The sequence below is a fragment of the Bacillus sp. PDNC022 genome, assembly GCF_016919285.1.
GTDB lineage: Bacteria > Bacillota > Bacilli > Bacillales > Bacillaceae > Bacillus > Bacillus safensis.
In genome coordinates this window covers 1753819-1771035 of record NZ_CP070345.1, presented here as the reverse complement: position 1 = coordinate 1771035, position 17217 = coordinate 1753819, and the positions used below count along the sequence as shown (strand labels likewise).

Sequence of the window (17217 nt, the reverse complement as noted above, 5' to 3'; positions counted from 1 at the left end):
GAGGTGATGACACGGTGGCAAAGCAAACAATTGGATTATGTGAGCTGTGTGGAAGACAAGATGTCCTGCTCACAGAACATCACTTAACGCCAAGAGAAGAGGGCGGTGCTTTTTTACCGACTGCCTTCCTGTGCATCCCTTGTCATAAACAAGTACATGCCCTCTTTACAAACCAGGAGCTTGCCGCACGTTTGAATACAATTGATGCGCTAAGGCAGGATGAAAAGCTTGCTTCGTACATCAAATGGATTCGGAAACAGCCGGCAAGCAAGCTGGTCAAAACGAAAAAATCGAGACAGCGCAGAAAGAAATAAGCATAAAAAAGCGCTCCTCTATTTGAAATGGGTGTAGAGGAGCTGCTTTATGCATTGCCTACCATATTCTGATCATTTAAGTCAGGATCCACATAGTTGGTGGCGCTGATGCCATTATTTAATATCAAGAAATCTCCGGTATTCCCCGCTCCAGAGCCTAAAGCAGATTTTGACGAACTTTTAGGCGACAGGTAGAATGAGTCACCGACGTTTACGACGCCTCCAGAAATAGAGTTAATGTAAATGGGTCCGACAATTGCTGGCATAATCGACATCCTTTATTCGAAGTCATATCACATCATATGCGCAGGTAGGTCCATTTGTGAGTTTTGCGGACTTTCATCATTGCTAAACAGCTCCCTGATGTGCTTCACTCGCGCAACGCCATTCATTCTACAAGTAGACCCGATTTGATAGACAGAGGACGATGATACCCCTTCTACATGGATTGAAGACACCTTAATTACAGGCTTTTCATGGTAGAATGCGGTTCTAACTGATCGTTCTGGCAGCATCAATGGAATGGGTTCATAATACACTTCAAATTCTTTCGCATCTAAATTTCCTGCTTCATAGCCATAAAACAAACTAATGGTTCGTTGAACAGCTAACACCTTGACTGTCGGGCATAGCTCTTGTGTATCACCAATTTGAACCACACTCGAAATCCCGACAGAATTCACCTTTGAGAACTTCACTTTAGATGTGCGCTTGATCATTATCGAGGCGCCAGAGGAACAAACGGGCCGATAATCAGTGATTCTGGCGGTGTATCGAAAATCGAGGATAATTGTACATGGTCTGTGTCCCCGATGATAAACAGGGAAGAGGACGATACCCCGACTACTTTAATGCTTCCAGTCTCGATGTTGCGGTTGACAACTGTGAAATTCATCCGTTTTCCTCTCCTTTCGTTTCACTTGGAATATGGGCTAAAAAGTGCTCAATCGCCCGCTTTACATCATGCTTCACATATTCAGCAATTTGCTCTGAACGCTGCAGCGGGGTCATATCTTCCCGGTGCGGCAGCTGTCCCGCATAGTATTTGATTCTGCTGTCAATTTGCTTGCGAATGTCCTCAATGATATGGTGTTTGTTGCTTTCATCAAGGGACCCTTCATATCGCTGCTCTAGCTCTTCAAGAAGGTCCGGTGCTTCTTCATTTAAGAATGCATCGACAAGCTGTCGTGTTTGATTGAAAAATTGATCAGCCATTTCTTGCTGCATCATTCCAATTCCCGGGGTTGTTGTTTGGCCCACTTCAAAGTTTTGAACACTGTTTGGATCAGATGGATTGAGGCCGATATTCAGCGTTCCTTCCAGCCGTTCGATTTTCAGTTGATCAAATTGATAATCAATCCGTTCAATATTCGTTGTCGGCTTATCTTTGATCATTTGTATTTCCTGCTGAAGTTCGTTAAGCCTTTTTTCAAGCATCATGATTTGTTGCGAGTGTTTTTGAATGATGCCATACGCTTGTGAAGCGTTGCTTTGATAATCATACATTTACATACACCTCCGGGGATTGCAGATGAACTTAAGTTGTTGGTGACTGAAGTGGTACAAAAGGTGCTGTGCTTGCGCCTTGAGATTCTTCAATTCCTTGTGTACCTGCTGCGGCAGGCGCTGCTTCTACGTAGCTTCCCGTGTTATACAGGTTGGAAAGGGCTTTGATGGATCCAGCACTCCCAATTTGCAGAACAGAGGAGTTACTCACAGACTCTACACGTAAATAATTAATTTGTATCGCTTGATTAATATAGAAGTTCAACGGATCCTCACTCCTTACAAGTTACCAACAAGCGGTTGATCAATGACATCACTGTCGTACGTATTTGTCACACTTTTGTAGTTGCTAATTCGTAATTGATCACCAGTATTAAAACTGCCTGCGCCAGCAAACGTTTTAACCTGACTATTTGGAGAAATAGTGATGCAGTCTCCAACATGAACGACTCCGCTCGTTCCGACGGCATTTACTTTAAAGGCTCCAACAATAGCCGGCATAGCGGTGCACATCCTTTATAAAATTAGGGCACTAGTTTTGGGCGTTTCACCATAGCTTATGATGGGTCTTTTAATGTGTGATTGTCTTTTTGAAAGCTTTTGATGAGAGGAAATTGATGTATGGCTTACCCTTTTTTTGAGCAATCTTTAGAGGTGGATTTGATGCCTTTATTTAAGAGTGTGTCAAGCTCCTGACTGCACCTGATCGTTTCTTCGGCATTCATCCCGAATTTTTTTGCAGTCTCAATTAAATGTAATCTTTTTTGTTCAATTTCATAATTGATCATAACGGACGCCAACTCTCACATTTTTTATCAAATAGAAGGATATGGTTAGTATACCCTATTTTTCTATAAAAAAAGCTGTTTCGTCAATATGAGTAATAAAGTGACAAAATTCGAAAGTGTTCTTACATGCCAAATATCTCTTTTCTTATCTCAGCCTGTAAATAACGTCGTCTTTTGTTGATATACTGCCGGATTAAGTCTCGTTCAGACTGCAGGATGTCTTTTCGATCTTTCGTATATGGATCATCTCCAATTCTATCCTCAATCGATTCATGCCATTTCTCAATGATTGGGCAGAGCCGGTCTTCTACAAAATGTGTATCGAGTACATGCTGAAAAAGTGTGTAATAGGCTCTTTTAAACGAAGGGATATCTAGTAATCTAGCTGTTAATGTATTAAAACCGTTTACTGGTATATAATCAAACGCCATTTCTTCTCCATGAATGTCACGACCCCATGTTGCATCATAATCCCAAGGAAGTACTTGAAACCTTCCTTGTTCATTCACATAAAGAGCGTAGTTATGAACAAAACCATCAAAGTTTTGGGTGCATACCACACCGACGAGCCAGCGGAAATATTGTGTCACATCTAGGTACTGTTCAATCTTTTCTGCAAAAGTGTCATCTTTCGCTGTGTTGAGAAAGTAAATAAATTCGCTCAGCTGCTGATCATGTTGAGGAGTCCCCGTTTTTTTCTCGTATCCGAGAAGAAGGTGCTTTTTTGGCTTTTTATCAAAGGAACTCAAAAGGGAGAAGTTCGCATCGTCATCAACTGCATAATAAATGCCGCCTCCTGAAAGCTGCCGTTTTTGAAGAAAAAACTCATCGACGGATTCTATTTTCAAATAAATGCCTTCTTTTCTTCCGTTTATGGTGAGAAACACATGAGAAGCGGCTGGGCTTAGCACCCCCATCTGTTCAAAGAAATAAAAGGACAGCCTGTTTCGGATAAACGAAGGGTCATTGTACTCTGCATTTAAATGGAAGATGGATTCGCCTTGTCTTTGTTTTGGCTTTCGGTATTCAATTTGATAGGACTTTTTCTTAAGCTTTCTAATGTGTGATCCGCGGTATGAAGCATAAATATGTGATTTGATTTGGCCGGTTTTCAGAATGGCTTCAACAGGTTCATCGTTCCAAATGTCTTTTTTTAATTCAATCAGATCCTTTGGATGAATCCACATATCAAGTTGTTTTAAAGGTTCTGTGTTCATATGTTCATCAGCCTCCTATATGCTCTTCTTTACGATATGAAAGTGAAGGAATGTCCTGTACCGGCTGGTAGGTATTCATGGAGTTTTAAAGGAAAGAGGCATTCGTCACGAACACTTGTCTACCGAGTCTCGTAACATAAAGCAGAGAAGATAAACAGCTTTGTCTGTTTGTTTTGTCGAAGCATAGACTGGGAGGGGAATTGTTCGTGAGTACAATTGATCATTCACACATTGAACATGCAGTAGCTTCACTTCGAAGTGAGGGACGTGATCATCACTTAGATCGTGAACCAGAATCGAGACGTTCGCATAAGTCAGCTCGTTCTCGTCATTCAAGTCGCGGTCATTGGTTCTTTGGTGGTGGACGCCGTAAATCACGCCGCAGTAAAAAAAGTTACAGAAGCTATCGTTCAAAGAAAAGTTATCGCTCTAAGAAAAGCTATCGCTCGAAGAAAAGCATGAAGAGTAAAAAGTCATATAAAAGCAAAAAATCTTACAGAAGCAAAAAGAGCGAACCGAAAAAGTCACACCGCAGCAAATGCAGATCTCATCATAAGAAGAGCTGCCGCAAGTCACACCGCAGCAAGCGCAAATCGCATCATAAGAAGAGCTGCCGCAAGTCACACCGCAGCAAGCGCAGATCTCATCATAAGAAAAGCTGCCGCAAGTCACATCGCAGCAAGCACAGATCCCACCATAAGAAGAGCCGCAAGTCACGCCGCAGCCATCGATCTAAACGTTCTCATCACCATAAACGCAGCCGCTCTTGCCATAGATGTGGAAAGAAAAAGCATCGTTCTCAAAGAACAGGAAATGTTGAGCGTAAATGGGATCAAGGAAACATGTGGGAGTACCGCCGTTTTCGCTAAGCGTTAGATCATCATTTTTGAAACCCTTTTTAAAAGAGAGTATGATAAAAAAGGGTTTTTTTTGTTTCATAGAGAAATAAAAATGAGACATCATAACTTAATAACTTAGCGAAATGAAGATTGTGAGGGGAAGACATGAAGTTTTTTACAGGTGAGATACATAGCAGCATGTTTATTGGGGTAGTCATTGATGATGAATGGGTGATGGACGTCAAAAAGGCAGAAGCCAAATTATTTGAGCTTGAGACACTGCCAAATTCATTATCTGAGTGCATCAAAATGGGGGACAAGTTTGTGGAACATGTAGGGCAGCTTCTTGATTGGGCTGAGAAAAAAGAAGAAGACCGCGGTTCTTATGTATATCCGCTTTCGGATGTGAAGCTCCATGCACCGATTCCAAAGCCATCTAAAAACATCATGTGTGTCGGAAAGAATTATCAAGACCATGTCATGGAGATGGGGAGTGCGGAAGATATTCCTAAAGACGTAATGATTTTTACAAAGGCACCTACTTCTGTCATTGGACACGAAGCGGACATTCTTCTTCATGAAGCTGTGACAAGTGAATTGGATTATGAAGGAGAGCTTGCCATCGTGATGGGTAAATCAGGGAAAAACATTGCTCCTGAAGAGGTTCAAGATTATATATTTGGTTACACCATTTTAAATGATGTGACGGCAAGAGATTTGCAGAAAAAACATAAACAATTTTTCATTGGTAAAAGCTTAGATACTACCTGCCCGATAGGACCTTATATCGTTCATAAGTCAATGATCGAGGATCATGGTGCGCTCCATGTAGAAACGAAGGTAAACGGAGAGGTTCGTCAGTCTGCCAGTACGGAATTAATGATCTTCACAGTTGAAGATATTGTCTCCACTCTTTCAAAAGGGATGACATTAGAAGCGGGTGACATCATTGCAACAGGTACACCTTCTGGCGTTGGGAAGGGCTTTGAACCGCCTAAGTTTTTAGCTTCTGGAGATCGAATTGACATCACGATTGAACCGATTGGAACGCTGACAAATCACGTCAAATAAAGCGAGTGATGACACAGGATTGTCGCTTTGTGTTCGACTTATTTCGTGGTACGATGAGAAGGTACTTGTTCTGATAAAGGGGGAAATCACAAATGGGAACACATTTACATATCACAGCATGGGTGCTGGGGATTATTTTATTCTTTGTAGCCTTTGCTCTAGCAGGTAAAAACGACAAAGGCGCTAAAATTGTGCACATGATCGTTCGCTTATTTTACTTGATCATTATCGCAACAGGCGTGGAGCTGTATGTTCGCACAGGAATGAAAATTCCAGGTTTCGGTGGCGAGTATATTGGAAAAATGATTCTCGGTATCCTTGTGATCGGTTTCATGGAAATGGTCCTAGTGCGCAAGAGAAAAGGAAAATCGGTGACTGGTGTGTTGATTGGTTTTATCGTATTTGCGATTGTGACCATTCTTCTCGGTTTACGTCTGCCGATCGGTTTCCATATCTTTTAATATAAAAAGGGCATTGCTTAAACAAAAGCAGTGTCCTTTTTATGTGGCATCAAATTGTGAAACCGTCCGGTGTCCGTCTGAAGTGGTCCATTCAAAACGAATGTGGCTGGATGCAGGCTCATAGTGACATTGAAGTGCAAGTGATTGCGTATCTGCCGAAAACTGAAAGAAAGAGACGCGCTGCAATGAATGAAAGGAAGAGAAGACACAATCATAGACGGAAAAACCAAGATGCTCTACCTGTTCAAGGATGTGATAAAAGACGTTTTCCGGTACGAACATGAGAAGATCAAGCCATCCTTTGGCAAGGGACGCCGTATATTGAATTTTTTCTCCCCCGTGTACTTCTATTAGCTGCCCGTTTTCATGGAGAATCATGGAACCAAGCAATTCTCCTTTTGTCCAACGGTCATTTTCTTTCAAATAGATCATCATGCTTTGAAGACTTTCAGGCAGCATGATCTCTCCTTCTTCATCTTCAATCAGACAATGCCCGTTTTCAATGAGCAAATACCCGTTACACCATCTTCGGCTGCAGCATTCAAGCTGCTTCATTCGATTCTCCATTTGCAAAAAGCTCCTTTCTTCTTTCTTTTCTTACCAAATCAAGCTTGTCCTATACGCCCGAGGAAAAAGGACAAATCAACTATCAAGGAGACGATGCATAAACTAAGAAAGGCTGAATGAGAACACTTGAGGAAAAACGGATGGGAGCTGATGATGATGTGTGGAATTACAGGCTGGGCAGACTTTAAAAAGCAGCTCATCCAACAGGATCATGTAATCAATCAAATGACAGATACATTATCTAAAAGAGGGCCAGATGATACAAATACGTGGAAAAGTGAGCACGTTCTTTTCGGGCATAAAAGGTTAGCGGTTGTAGATGTAGAAGGCGGAAAGCAGCCGATGACATATACACATCAAAACCATGCTTATACGATTGTATACAATGGAGAGCTCTATAACACAGAGGATATAAGAAAAGAATTGTTAAAAAAGGGGCACCGCTTTCTTGGGCATTCTGATACAGAAGTTCTTCTTCATGCCTATACAGAATGGAAGGAAGAGTGTGTCTCCCATTTTAATGGCATTTTTGCATTTGTGATCTGGGATAGTGAGCGTGAATTGTTATTTGCAGGGAGAGACCGGCTCGGCGTCAAGCCGTTTTTCTATACAGAACGTCATCATTCCTTCTTATTTGGTTCGGAGATCAAAGCAATTCTTGCACACCCTGATATCAAAGCAAAAGTCGATCATGAAGGGCTGTCGGAGATCTTTGGCTTAGGGCCGTCAAGAACACCAGGTCAAGGAGTGTTTAAAGGGATAAAAGAGCTGAGACCTGCACATGCCTTGACCTTTTCAAAAGACGGACTGCGCGTGTGGAGATATTGGAATGTCAAAAGCAAGGAGCATACCGACTCACTTGATGACACGGCACAGCACATTAAGCATCTTTTTACAGATGCCGTGACAAGACAGCTTGTCTCTGATGTGCCTGTATGTACATTTTTATCTGGTGGCGTCGATTCTAGTGCTATTACTGCCATAGCTGCTAAGCACTTTGAGAAAATAGGGAAAGCACCGCTTCATACGTATTCCATTGACTACGAAGAAAATGATCAATTCTTTGAAGCAAGTCACTTCCAGCCGAATGCTGACGGCCCATGGATTGATCAAATGACCAAAGCGTTTCAAACGAATCATCACAGCTGTATCATCGGGCAAAAAGAGCTGGCTGCTTATTTGAAGGAAGCGGTTGAGGTTCGAGATTTACCTGGTATGGCAGATATCGATTCTTCTTTACTTATATTCTGCCGAGAAATTAAAAAGGATTTCGTTGTTGGTTTGTCAGGTGAGTGTGCTGATGAGATTTTTGGCGGCTATCCTTGGTTTCACATGGCAAATGAAACAAATAGTTTCCCTTGGATGAGATCGACTGAAGCGAGAACGCAGCTTCTGCAAGATTCGTGGCAAAAAAAGCTGTCACTTAAGGAATACGCGCAAAGCAAATATGAAGAAACGTTGGCAGAAACGCCTCTTTTAGATAGAGAAACTGGCGTCGATAAAGCCCGGAGAGAACTTTTTTACTTAAATATGATCTGGTTTATGACAACACTGCTTGACCGAAAAGATCGCATGAGTATGGGCGCTAGTCTTGAGGTACGTGTGCCATTTGCAGATCATCGTCTTGTCGAATATGTGTGGAATATTCCTTGGGAAATGAAAATGCATGGAAATCGTGAAAAAGGGGTTTTACGGAAAGCATTAGAGGGAATTTTACCGAATGAGGTGCTTTATCGAAAGAAGAGTCCTTATCCGAAAACACATCATCCAGCCTATACTCAGGCTGTGAAAGAGATGCTAACAGACTGTCTCGCGCAAAAAGACTCTGTACTTCACGAATTTTTAGATCCACATCAATTAAAGCAGCTGATTGAAACGGAAGGAGCTTCCTTTCATGTGCCATGGTATGGCCAGCTCATGAAGGGCCCGCAGTTGATTGCCCATCTAGCACAGATTCATCATTGGTTTGAAACGTATCGAATTGATATAGAAGCGTAATAAAAGGTCGGCTTTCTTGCACTTGTTGAAAGGAAGCCGGCTTTTTTGATACATAACATGAGACTTTTTGAGCACATCAAAAGTTGATCTAACCTTTTCAATTTGTATAATTAACTTAAAGTGAATTAATTTGGAGGAAAAAGGATAATGAAAATCATTGTGATCGGAGCGGGACCAGGGGGACTTGCGGCAGCTATGATGCTTCAAAGCAAAGGACATGATGTTCATGTATACGAAAAGCAGCCCTTTGTCGGCGGACGTAACGCTAAGTTTCGACTTGGTGATTTCACGTTTGATACAGGTCCTACCTTTCTCAGCATGATTCATATTGCAGAGGAACTGTTCACCTTTGCTGGTAAAAATCTTTATGACTATATCGATGTGATTGAATTAAAAGAGATGTATAGATTAATTTTTCAAGACAATCAGCTGGATATGATTCGAGATCGCGATGAAATGTACAAACGATTAGAAGCCTTTGCACCTGGTGAGGGCGAAGGGTATCTAAGATTTATGAATGATACAAAGCGCAAAATGGATCGTCTGACACCAATTTTACAAAGTAAAATGGATCGCTTTCATCATTACTTGCGCCCGAAGGTGATCAAAGCACTTCCGCAGCTTTCGTTAAATAAAAGTTTGTATGATGTGCTGTCAGACTATTTCTCGAATGAATCAGTGAAATATGCCTTTACATTTCAATCAAAGTACTTAGGAATGTCACCGTGGGAATGTCCTGGTGCGTTCTCAATCCTTTCGTTTATGGAACATGACACAGGTGTATTCCATCCGAAGGGCGGTGTCAATCAGCTGTCAGAAGCGATGGCAAAGGCTGCGGTTGAAGCTGGAGCAAAGGTTCATCTGTCAGCGGGCGTCGAAAAGCTGCTCACGGAGGGCAGGGAAGTGAAAGGCATTCGTTTAGAATCTGGGGAAGAAATACAGGCAGATGAGGTTGTCGTCAATGGAGACTTTGCACATGTGATGACAAAGCTTGTCGAGCCAGGACTCTTAAAGAAATACAGCGAGAAAAAATTAAAAAAGAAAAAATTCTCATGCTCTACCTTTATGCTTTATTTAGGATTGGATACCATGTACGATGAGCCGCATCACACCATCGTTTTTTCCGATGATTATGCTCGATTCGTCAAAGGCATTACGAAAACATATGAGCTGCCAGATGATCCGTCTATTTATATTCAAAATGCAAGTGTAACCGATGACTCACTTGCTCCAAAAGGAAAATCAGCTCTTTATGTGCTCGCTCCAGTTGCCAATAACCAAAGCGGTATTGACTGGGAAGCGCATCAAGATGAATTTAGAGAGCTTGTGCTGGATACATTGGAGCGGAAAACCGGCTTTCAGAATGTGAGACAGCATATAGAAGTTGAGCGGATGATCACACCGAAGCAATGGGAGGAAGACCTTTATGTATATGAAGGAGCTACATTTAACCTTGGCCACCAGCTGACGCAGATGATGGTCCTAAGGCCGCACAATGAATTTGATGAATTAAAGCACTGCTGGCTCGTTGGAGGAGGAACGCATCCAGGAAGCGGACTCCCAACCATTTTAGAATCAGCACGTATCACAACAAATGCCATTCTTTCAAAAAAGAAACATTCACACAAAACAATGCCGCATCAAGAAAAGGGGAGCGCCTCATGAAAAAACATATATTGATTGCAGGTGGCGGTATTGGCGGAATGATCTCAGCGCTTTATTTAAAAAAAGCGGGACATGATGTTACCCTTGTCGAAAAAAATGAACGGCTTGGCGGGAGACTTGCTTTTGTACGTGAGAAAGGATATAAAGTAGATGAAGGTCCGACCATTGTCCTACTTCCGGAAATGTTAAAAGGCATTTTACATGAGGTAGGAATTGACGATTCATCTCTTGATCTGTTGCAGCTTGATCCGCTGTACACCATTCAATATCAAGATGGAACCTCTTATACGAAATACTCTGATGCACTTCGTCAGCTAGATGAAATTAGACGTGTATTTCCAAAGGAAGATCAAGGGTTCCTGAGGTTTATGGAAGAAATGACGGACCGGTTTCAAGAAGGGCAGCAAGCCTTTCTAGAAAAATCATTTCACGAAAAACGTACATTTTTTACAAAAGCTAATATGAAGATATTAATGAAATTAAAGGCGTATCGAACGGTACAAAGCGCTCTGAAAAAATATTTCTCAGACGAACGCCTGCGAGATGCATACGCACTTCAAACCCTCTATGTTGGGGGAAACCCGTATGAAGCATCGGCTATTTATTCGCTTGTGTCATATAGTGAGCATGCACATGGAATCTACTATTTAAAAGGCGGCTATGCGAGTTTAGTAGATATATTGGAAGGGCAGCTCATCAAAATGGGTGTGCATGTAAGAAAAAATGAAGAAGTCACGCAATTGGTGTTTGAGGGGAAACGGGCAGTCAGAGCAAAAGTAAATGATGAACATGTAAGCGCTGATGCATTTGTGATCAATGGAGATTATCCAGCTGCGTTAAAACAGCTTGGTTTAGACGAACAAGATCCCCGGAAATACGTGCCGTCCTCTGGCTGTGTGATGGTGTATCTCGGGTTAAACAAGATGTATCATGAAGCACCTGTTCATCAATTTTTTATGGGAGAACACTTTGATCAGCATATGAAAGAAGTTTTTCAAACGAAAACGATTCCTCAAGACCCGTCGTTTTATACATTTAATCCATCGATCATTGATCCATCTCTTGCCCCGGATGGCTGCAGTGTTCTCTATATGCTGATTCCCGTTCCTTCAGGAGATCATATCAACTGGGAAAAGGAGACAGATTTTGCCGAGAACATGGTGGATGTCCTTGAGAAAAGAGGGTTTCCGAAATTGCGAGAGTCGATTGTCTGGAAAAAGGTCAGAACACCAAATGATTCCTTGCGAGAAGGATTGTTTGAAGGCGGCAGCTTTGGACTTGCGCCTAATTTGTTTCAATCAGGTGTCTTCCGCCCGCAAGTGAAGGTCAGAGAGACAGACAATCTTTATGCGGCAGGTGCCTCCATTCATCCGGGCGGCGGGGTGCCAATCGTGATGCAAAGTGCAAAGCTCATGGCTTCTGTACTACTAAAAGATTTGAATGATAGAAAGGAAGTGAAGTTAAGTGGTTGATGTACAAACAGCATTGAAAGAGTGTGAGAAAACCATTCAAACCCATTCAAAAACGTTTTACCGTGCTTTTTCCATGCTGCCTAAAAAGAAGAGACAGGCCGTCTGGGCCGTATATTCCTTTTGCCGGAGAGCAGATGACATTGTAGATGAGTCGCCTTCGCCAAAAGAGGATCTTGCATCCTTTCGGGAGACGTTTGATCGATTTTTACAAGGTGAGATAGACCGGAATGATCCAATATGGGTGGCGCTAGAGCATACATTTCAAGAATTTCGGATGGATGAGGCTCCGTTCCGTGACCTGCTCCAAGGACAAGAGATGGATTTAGAGCAGCAGCGATACGAAACGTTAGATGAACTGCTCATCTATTCCTATCATGTTGCTAGCACCGTTGGGCTCATGCTGCTTCCCATTATTGCACCGCGTAAAAAAGAGCAGCTAAAAGAAGCGGCCATTTCGTTAGGAATCGCTATGCAGCTAACCAACATCCTTCGGGATATCGGCGAGGATCAGGCTGAAAGAGACCGCATTTATTTGCCAAAGCAGGTGATGGATCAATTCGGGTACACAGAGCAAGAATTGCAGGAAGGGATTGTAAATCAAGCTTTTCAGCACGTCTGGGAGTACATTGCCTTTGAGGCAGAGGCGTACTACGAGGAGTTCTTTGACCATCTTCATGAATTCCCGCTGTATTCACGTATACCGGTGAAAGCAGCAGCCTACTTTTATAAAGCCATTTTAGATAAAACAAGAGAAAACGAATACCGCGTCTTTACAGAGCGAGCATTTATTTCAAAACAGGAAAAAGCACTTATTTTAGAAGATATTACGTAAAAAAGGACTGCGGGTGCAGTCCTTTTTATGTGGAAGAAAAGCGATACTCCGTCCATACTCTGGAACGCCAGCGCCTATACATGAAGATGCCTCTTATCCATTCATCCACGATAAAAGAAATCCAAACCCCGATGAGCCCCATTTCAAACTGAATGCCTAACAAATAAGCGATCGGAAGCCCAATTCCCCACATTGATATCATCGCCATATACACTGGAAACTTCGCGTCACCAGCAGCCCGCAATGAATTAATTATGACCATATTAAAAGAGCGTCCCGGCTCTAAAATGATCGTCAATAGGAGAAGTGTGGCGGCGATTTGAATGATCTCACGATTGCTAGTGAAAAAAGTAAGCAAATGCGTCGATGATAAAGATAAGGCAGTGGAAGAAAGAAGAGAGATCCCAATGGCCCAGTATAGGCTTTTCATACATCTTCTGTAGGCAGCATCGAATTCTTTCGCTCCAATATGGCGCCCGATTAAAATCTGTGTCCCTTGGCTAATCGCTGCACCAAACAACATAATGAACATCATCAAATTTTGAGTGTAGACCTTTGCTGCTAAAGCCTGCGTCCCCATAAATGTAATAAACAATGTAATGATCATTTGAGAGCCGTTATATGAAAGCTGCTCCCCAGCAGAAGGGATTCCAATTTTCAGCAGCTTTTTTAAATGCGTCCGCTGAATGTGAAACATACTCTTCAGCGAAAAGCGCAATCCAATTCGTCGGCGGGCAATGATGATCATCGCCATCAATCCGATCAACCGAGCGAGCGAGGTTGAAAAGGCAACACCCATGACACCTAATACCGGAAAGCCAAACGGACCAAAAATGACCAAATAATTGCCGGCAACGTTTAGCAAATTCATTCCGATGGTGATATACATCGTGTCTCTTGTATATCCGTAGCTTTTTAAAATAGCACTATACGTCATAATGAGTGCTTGAATAAAAGAAAGCAGCCCAACAATTTGTAAAAAGACCGCCGCATCCGGCATGAGTTCACTTGATAAACCCATCATGTGCAGAATTGGAACAGCTAACACAAACATAAGGAGACTAATAATAAAGCTGATCAAGAAGTTGGTTCCTAGAGAGACATAGGCAACTTGAGTCGCTTCCTGCTTGCGGTCAGCTCCTAAAAGCTGGGCAATGACAATGGTCGTTCCTGTTGTAATGAAGCTGAACATAACAATTAATAAATTCAGGAGCTGGTTGCTTACACCTACTGCGGCCACACTGTTATCAGAGTATTGGCTAAGCATGAGTGTATCAGCGCTCCCCATGAGCATATATAAAGAGATTTCGATAAATATAGGCCAAGTTAATGCAAATAATGAAGGGTGTGTTTTTTCACCTTTGGCTTGAACTTTTTCATATGACAGAGTTTGAGGTTTCATCACATAGCCTCCTTTCGTATAAATCCGATTTATAGTGTACCTTGCATCGGCTATAATAAGAAGAGATGAAACCGAAACTTATTGGAGAAATCCGACTTCATAAGGGGATGAATATGGATCGATTTATTACATTTACTGTACCGCCGTTTCCTATTTATATTGCTTCAGGTAAAGGGGTATTTCATCAAGGAGAGAGACATATCTCAAGAACTTTCACTGTATTTGATCTTCTCTATGTCACAAAAGGTGAACTGTGGATGACAGAGGACGCGGATGCTTATCACATAAAAGAAGGTGAATATATGATTCTCTCACCGGGCCTGTCTCATGGTGGACATTTGCCATGTGAAGAGGAAACACACTATGAGTGGCTGCATTTCTCAATTGATCGATTTGAGCTGACGAACCGGCCGAGAGAACACTGGATTGATATGAAACAAAACCAAGCCACCTTTGAAAAGCCGGCAACATATGAATTTAGCCTGCCCCGTTTAGGAAAAGTGAAAGGACGAAGTGTGTTAGAAAAACACCTTTCAGCGATGAGAGCACTAAATCATGATGCTTCTGAACTTCCGCTGAAAAAACAGCTCCTATTTGAGGAACTGCTCATTCACCTGCAAAAGGAAGCATTCCATATTCCAAGTGCAAAGGAGACCGTTGCATCAGAAGTAGTTCACTATCTTGAGCATCACTTTATGGAGAAATTACACATGGAGCAGCTTTCAGAAAAGCTGCACTATCATCCTGATTACATGACAAGATGCATGCAGACGGTATATGGATTGACGCCGAACCAGTACAGCCATCGTCTCAAGATCGAAAAAGCCAAAAGCATGCTCGTCTCAACGAATGAAAAAATCGCAGCCATTGCAGAGCATGTAGGCATTGACGACCCTACTTATTTTTCTAAGCTGTTTCGGCAGAACGAAGGCATGACGCCGATCGAGTACCGTCATCTTGCAAAAAGAACGACAAAGTAAAGGAACGTGAACAGATGAAAAGGGAAAAGGAAGAGCTTGTGAACATACGTCCATTAACCGAAGCGGACTTAGAGGAGGTATGGCATTTAAAATTTAAAGCGCCAGATCAGTCCTATCGAAAATGGAATGCCCCTTATTTTTATGAACACGAAATCCCGCTTGCTGCATTTAAGAAACGATACTTACAGGATGAATCCATTCCCCAAAAGCTATATGGCATTGAAATAGACGGTGACATCAAAGGCACCGTCTCATATTATTGGGAGAATGAACGTACACGGTGGCTTGAATGCGGCATTATCATTTATGACTCACGCTTTTGGAGCGGGGGCATTGGGACAAAGGCGTTAAATCTATGGATTGATCTATTATTTACACATATTGATATCCCTCGAATTGGTCTAACTACTTGGTCAGGGAATGAACGGATGATGCGGTGCGCAGAGAAATGCGGATTTGTCCTTGAGGGGAGACTGAGAAAGGTCCGTTATTATCAAGGAGAGTATTATGACTCTATGCGCTACGGAATGCTGAGAGACGAATGGCGAAGCCTTCCGCGCAATATCCTCTGAATCATTATTTTTTCAGGACAAAAGTATCATATAATGGAATAAACTGAAGAAGAAGGGTGGCAGATGAATGTGGGCTGGATAACTGGATGGTTTGTTTCTATTTTAGTCGCAATCTATCTTTTTATAGATGCACCAAAACATGGGAAAAATAAATGGTTATGGTCTATTTTAGGTCTTTTATTCGGGCTCTTTGCATTTGGGATCTACCTCATCAAAACAGGAAGAAAAGGATTAGGCTGGACAGTTCTAATCGTGTCCATCATCATCTATTCTATTGTTATACTAGTCTTTGTCTTTTACTTCCTGTTGCTGATCTTCGGATACTCAAACGCATCATAGAGAGCGCGTATACATAAGGGGGAGTTTAATCTTGAGAATAACGGGTCTATTCGTTTCACTTGCTGTGGCCATCTATTTATGGTTTGATGCGACAAAGCACAACAAAGACAAATGGCTGTGGGCTATTTTAGGCGTGCTATTTAGTACCATCGTACTCGGTATTTATTTGATCAAGACAGAGAGGAAGGGGCTGGGCTGGACGATCTTGATTTTAACCATCTTGTTTTATCTCATGCTGCTCATCTCTGTTTTGATCGGTGTTATTCTTTTTTATCAGGTAAGTCCTTCATGAAGAAGGGCTTTTTTCTTTTATCTTTTGAGCCGGCACACCTGCGATGACGATCTGCTCTTCATGAAAGGAACGATTCACTACGGCATTTGCTCCAATTGAAATATGATTCGCAATATAAATGTCCCCAAACAGCTTAGCGCCGGGGCCAATCCATACGTGATCTCCAATAATTGGTACATCCTTTTCGGAATGGTTTTGACCAATGTTCACCCCTTGATGAATATCACAAAATGCCCCGATTTTTGCGTGCCTGTTCACAATTAAGAGTCCGGTATGATTGATTCTAAGGCCGGGGCCAAAGACGCCAATCGGAATATCAAAGCCAAGCTGCATGCCTTTCTTTTTATGTAAATAACGATAAAACCATTTGCGGAGTAGAGCGCTGCTATTAGAATAGTATTCATATTTTCGTAAATACCTTTGATATTTCCATATATCATCCCCAAACCACTTTGGCCTTCTGCGTGTGATCGCTAATGCTTTCTTATCCTGCGTTAAGTAGTGGTGAAGATCGTGCTTTGTTAAAATCATCAAATTCCCCTCCATCCCCTTATGTTTCAGAGAAATTATACCACCAGAACCATTTATATCAAGAAAAAATGGTGTGATTTCTTCAATTTTCTACCTTCATTTCATCCGAATTTCTGCATAAAATGAGTGTTTAGAGTCGAATAGAACAAAAGAACCAGGAAAAATGATTTGTAATTTTTTTCAATATTCATCCGCCTCATACGTTCCATCTCCTTATGGCAGTAGATGCTTGTAAAAATTACTCGAAAATACTCATTAAAAAGAGAATATTGCATTCATATGCTTTTAGAATCATCTTTTTGAATACAATTGACTTTCATATCTAAAATCCTCTAGGCTAGTAAATGAAAATGATAATCTTTATCAATTGG

The 17217-nt window shown here is 41.9% G+C and carries 23 protein-coding genes; 12 read left to right on the top strand and 11 right to left on the bottom strand.

The window, feature by feature from the left end:
• Positions 1-14: 14 nt before the first annotated feature.
• Positions 15-314: an HNH nuclease-like protein HlpB gene (locus tag JVX94_RS09280; RefSeq protein WP_039177660.1), complete on the top strand. Its 300-nt coding sequence runs from the start codon at positions 15-17 to the stop codon at positions 312-314.
• Positions 315-361: 47 nt separating this feature from the next.
• On the opposite strand, the gene JVX94_RS09275 is transcribed toward JVX94_RS09280, so the two are convergent.
• The 8 genes from JVX94_RS09275 to JVX94_RS09240 form a co-directional block, all read right to left on the bottom strand.
• On the bottom strand, positions 362-580 hold the full coding sequence (locus tag JVX94_RS09275; RefSeq protein ID WP_003211468.1) for a spore germination protein: 219 nt from the start codon (positions 578-580) through the stop codon (positions 362-364).
• Between the two features lie 27 nt (positions 581-607).
• Positions 608-1033 (bottom strand): spore germination protein GerPE, encoded by a 426-nt coding sequence (locus JVX94_RS09270; protein ID WP_048238425.1) that lies wholly within the window; start codon positions 1031-1033, stop codon positions 608-610.
• Entirely contained in the window at positions 1033-1209 is a 177-nt protein-coding gene (locus tag JVX94_RS09265; RefSeq protein ID WP_003210893.1) for a germination protein GerPD, read from the bottom strand. The genes JVX94_RS09270 and JVX94_RS09265 overlap by 1 nt, the downstream gene beginning before the upstream one ends.
• Positions 1206-1820 carry a spore germination protein GerPC gene (locus JVX94_RS09260; protein ID WP_144470101.1) on the bottom strand — a complete coding sequence of 205 codons (615 nt, stop codon included), beginning with the start codon at positions 1818-1820 and terminating at the stop codon, positions 1206-1208. Before JVX94_RS09260 ends, JVX94_RS09265 begins: the two co-directional genes overlap by 4 nt.
• 31 nt (positions 1821-1851) lie before the next feature.
• Entirely contained in the window at positions 1852-2085 is a 234-nt protein-coding gene (locus tag JVX94_RS09255; protein WP_003210877.1) for a spore germination protein GerPB, read from the bottom strand.
• 14 nt (positions 2086-2099) lie between these two features.
• Positions 2100-2321 carry a spore germination protein gene (locus tag JVX94_RS09250; protein ID WP_003211745.1) on the bottom strand — a complete coding sequence of 74 codons (222 nt, stop codon included), beginning with the start codon at positions 2319-2321 and terminating at the stop codon, positions 2100-2102.
• A 125-nt stretch (positions 2322-2446) separates the two neighbouring features.
• Complete coding sequence (locus JVX94_RS09245) at positions 2447-2608, bottom strand: aspartyl-phosphate phosphatase Spo0E family protein (RefSeq protein ID WP_029707539.1); 162 nt, start codon at positions 2606-2608, stop codon at positions 2447-2449.
• A 122-nt stretch (positions 2609-2730) separates the two neighbouring features.
• Positions 2731-3825, bottom strand: a complete 1095-nt coding sequence (locus JVX94_RS09240; protein ID WP_144485565.1) for a CotH kinase family protein — start codon at positions 3823-3825, stop codon at positions 2731-2733.
• 206 nt (positions 3826-4031) lie between these two features.
• Here JVX94_RS09240 and JVX94_RS09235 point away from each other — a divergent pair, with 206 nt between their 5' ends.
• The 3 genes from JVX94_RS09235 to JVX94_RS09225 all read left to right on the top strand — a co-directional run bounded on the left by JVX94_RS09235 (position 4032) and on the right by JVX94_RS09225 (position 6196).
• Complete coding sequence (locus JVX94_RS09235) at positions 4032-4694, top strand: CotG/ExsB N-terminal domain-containing protein (RefSeq protein ID WP_144485563.1); 663 nt, start codon at positions 4032-4034, stop codon at positions 4692-4694.
• A 135-nt stretch (positions 4695-4829) separates the two neighbouring features.
• The gene (locus JVX94_RS09230) at positions 4830-5735 is read left to right on the top strand and encodes a fumarylacetoacetate hydrolase family protein (RefSeq protein ID WP_095408155.1); all 906 of its coding nucleotides are present in this window, start codon (positions 4830-4832) and stop codon (positions 5733-5735) included.
• 92 nt (positions 5736-5827) lie between these two features.
• Positions 5828-6196, top strand: a complete 369-nt coding sequence (locus JVX94_RS09225) for a YisL family protein (RefSeq protein ID WP_205185375.1) — start codon at positions 5828-5830, stop codon at positions 6194-6196.
• Positions 6197-6235: 39 nt separating this feature from the next.
• Here the strand turns inward: JVX94_RS09225 and JVX94_RS09220 are convergent, their stop codons facing one another.
• Positions 6236-6763: a DUF2777 family protein gene (locus tag JVX94_RS09220; RefSeq protein ID WP_095408157.1), complete on the bottom strand. Its 528-nt coding sequence runs from the start codon at positions 6761-6763 to the stop codon at positions 6236-6238.
• 156 nt (positions 6764-6919) lie between these two features.
• On the opposite strand from JVX94_RS09220, the gene asnB reads away from it, so the two are divergent.
• The 4 genes from asnB to JVX94_RS09200 all read left to right on the top strand — a co-directional run bounded on the left by asnB (position 6920) and on the right by JVX94_RS09200 (position 12730).
• The gene (gene asnB, locus JVX94_RS09215) at positions 6920-8761 is read left to right on the top strand and encodes an asparagine synthase (glutamine-hydrolyzing) (protein ID WP_205185373.1); all 1842 of its coding nucleotides are present in this window, start codon (positions 6920-6922) and stop codon (positions 8759-8761) included.
• A 147-nt stretch (positions 8762-8908) separates the two neighbouring features.
• On the top strand, positions 8909-10426 hold the full coding sequence (locus JVX94_RS09210) for a phytoene desaturase family protein (protein ID WP_205185371.1): 1518 nt from the start codon (positions 8909-8911) through the stop codon (positions 10424-10426).
• Positions 10423-11898 (top strand): phytoene desaturase family protein, encoded by a 1476-nt coding sequence (locus JVX94_RS09205; protein WP_205185369.1) that lies wholly within the window; start codon positions 10423-10425, stop codon positions 11896-11898. Before JVX94_RS09210 ends, JVX94_RS09205 begins: the two co-directional genes overlap by 4 nt.
• Entirely contained in the window at positions 11891-12730 is an 840-nt protein-coding gene (locus JVX94_RS09200) for a phytoene/squalene synthase family protein (protein WP_205185367.1), read from the top strand. Before JVX94_RS09205 ends, JVX94_RS09200 begins: the two co-directional genes overlap by 8 nt.
• Positions 12731-12755: 25 nt before the next feature.
• On the opposite strand, the gene JVX94_RS09195 is transcribed toward JVX94_RS09200, so the two are convergent.
• On the bottom strand, positions 12756-14132 hold the full coding sequence (locus JVX94_RS09195) for an MATE family efflux transporter (protein ID WP_111290148.1): 1377 nt from the start codon (positions 14130-14132) through the stop codon (positions 12756-12758).
• A 113-nt stretch (positions 14133-14245) separates the two neighbouring features.
• Here JVX94_RS09195 and JVX94_RS09190 point away from each other — a divergent pair, with 113 nt between their 5' ends.
• The 4 genes from JVX94_RS09190 (at position 14246) to JVX94_RS09175 (ending at position 16315) form a co-directional block, all read left to right on the top strand.
• A complete protein-coding gene (locus tag JVX94_RS09190) occupies positions 14246-15112 on the top strand; it encodes a helix-turn-helix transcriptional regulator (RefSeq protein WP_111290146.1) in 867 nt (288 codons plus the stop codon).
• A 14-nt stretch (positions 15113-15126) separates the two neighbouring features.
• Positions 15127-15684: a GNAT family N-acetyltransferase gene (locus tag JVX94_RS09185; RefSeq protein WP_144470110.1), complete on the top strand. Its 558-nt coding sequence runs from the start codon at positions 15127-15129 to the stop codon at positions 15682-15684.
• A 63-nt stretch (positions 15685-15747) separates the two neighbouring features.
• Positions 15748-16023, top strand: a complete 276-nt coding sequence (locus tag JVX94_RS09180; protein ID WP_048238437.1) for a hypothetical protein — start codon at positions 15748-15750, stop codon at positions 16021-16023.
• Positions 16024-16054: 31 nt separating this feature from the next.
• Positions 16055-16315, top strand: coding sequence for a hypothetical protein (locus JVX94_RS09175; RefSeq protein ID WP_205185365.1), 261 nt, complete (start codon positions 16055-16057; stop codon positions 16313-16315).
• On the opposite strand, the gene JVX94_RS09170 is transcribed toward JVX94_RS09175, so the two are convergent.
• On the bottom strand, positions 16310-16846 hold the full coding sequence (locus JVX94_RS09170) for a serine O-acetyltransferase (RefSeq protein ID WP_111290142.1): 537 nt from the start codon (positions 16844-16846) through the stop codon (positions 16310-16312). The genes JVX94_RS09175 and JVX94_RS09170 overlap by 6 nt on opposite strands.
• Between the last annotated feature and the right edge of the window lie 371 nt (positions 16847-17217).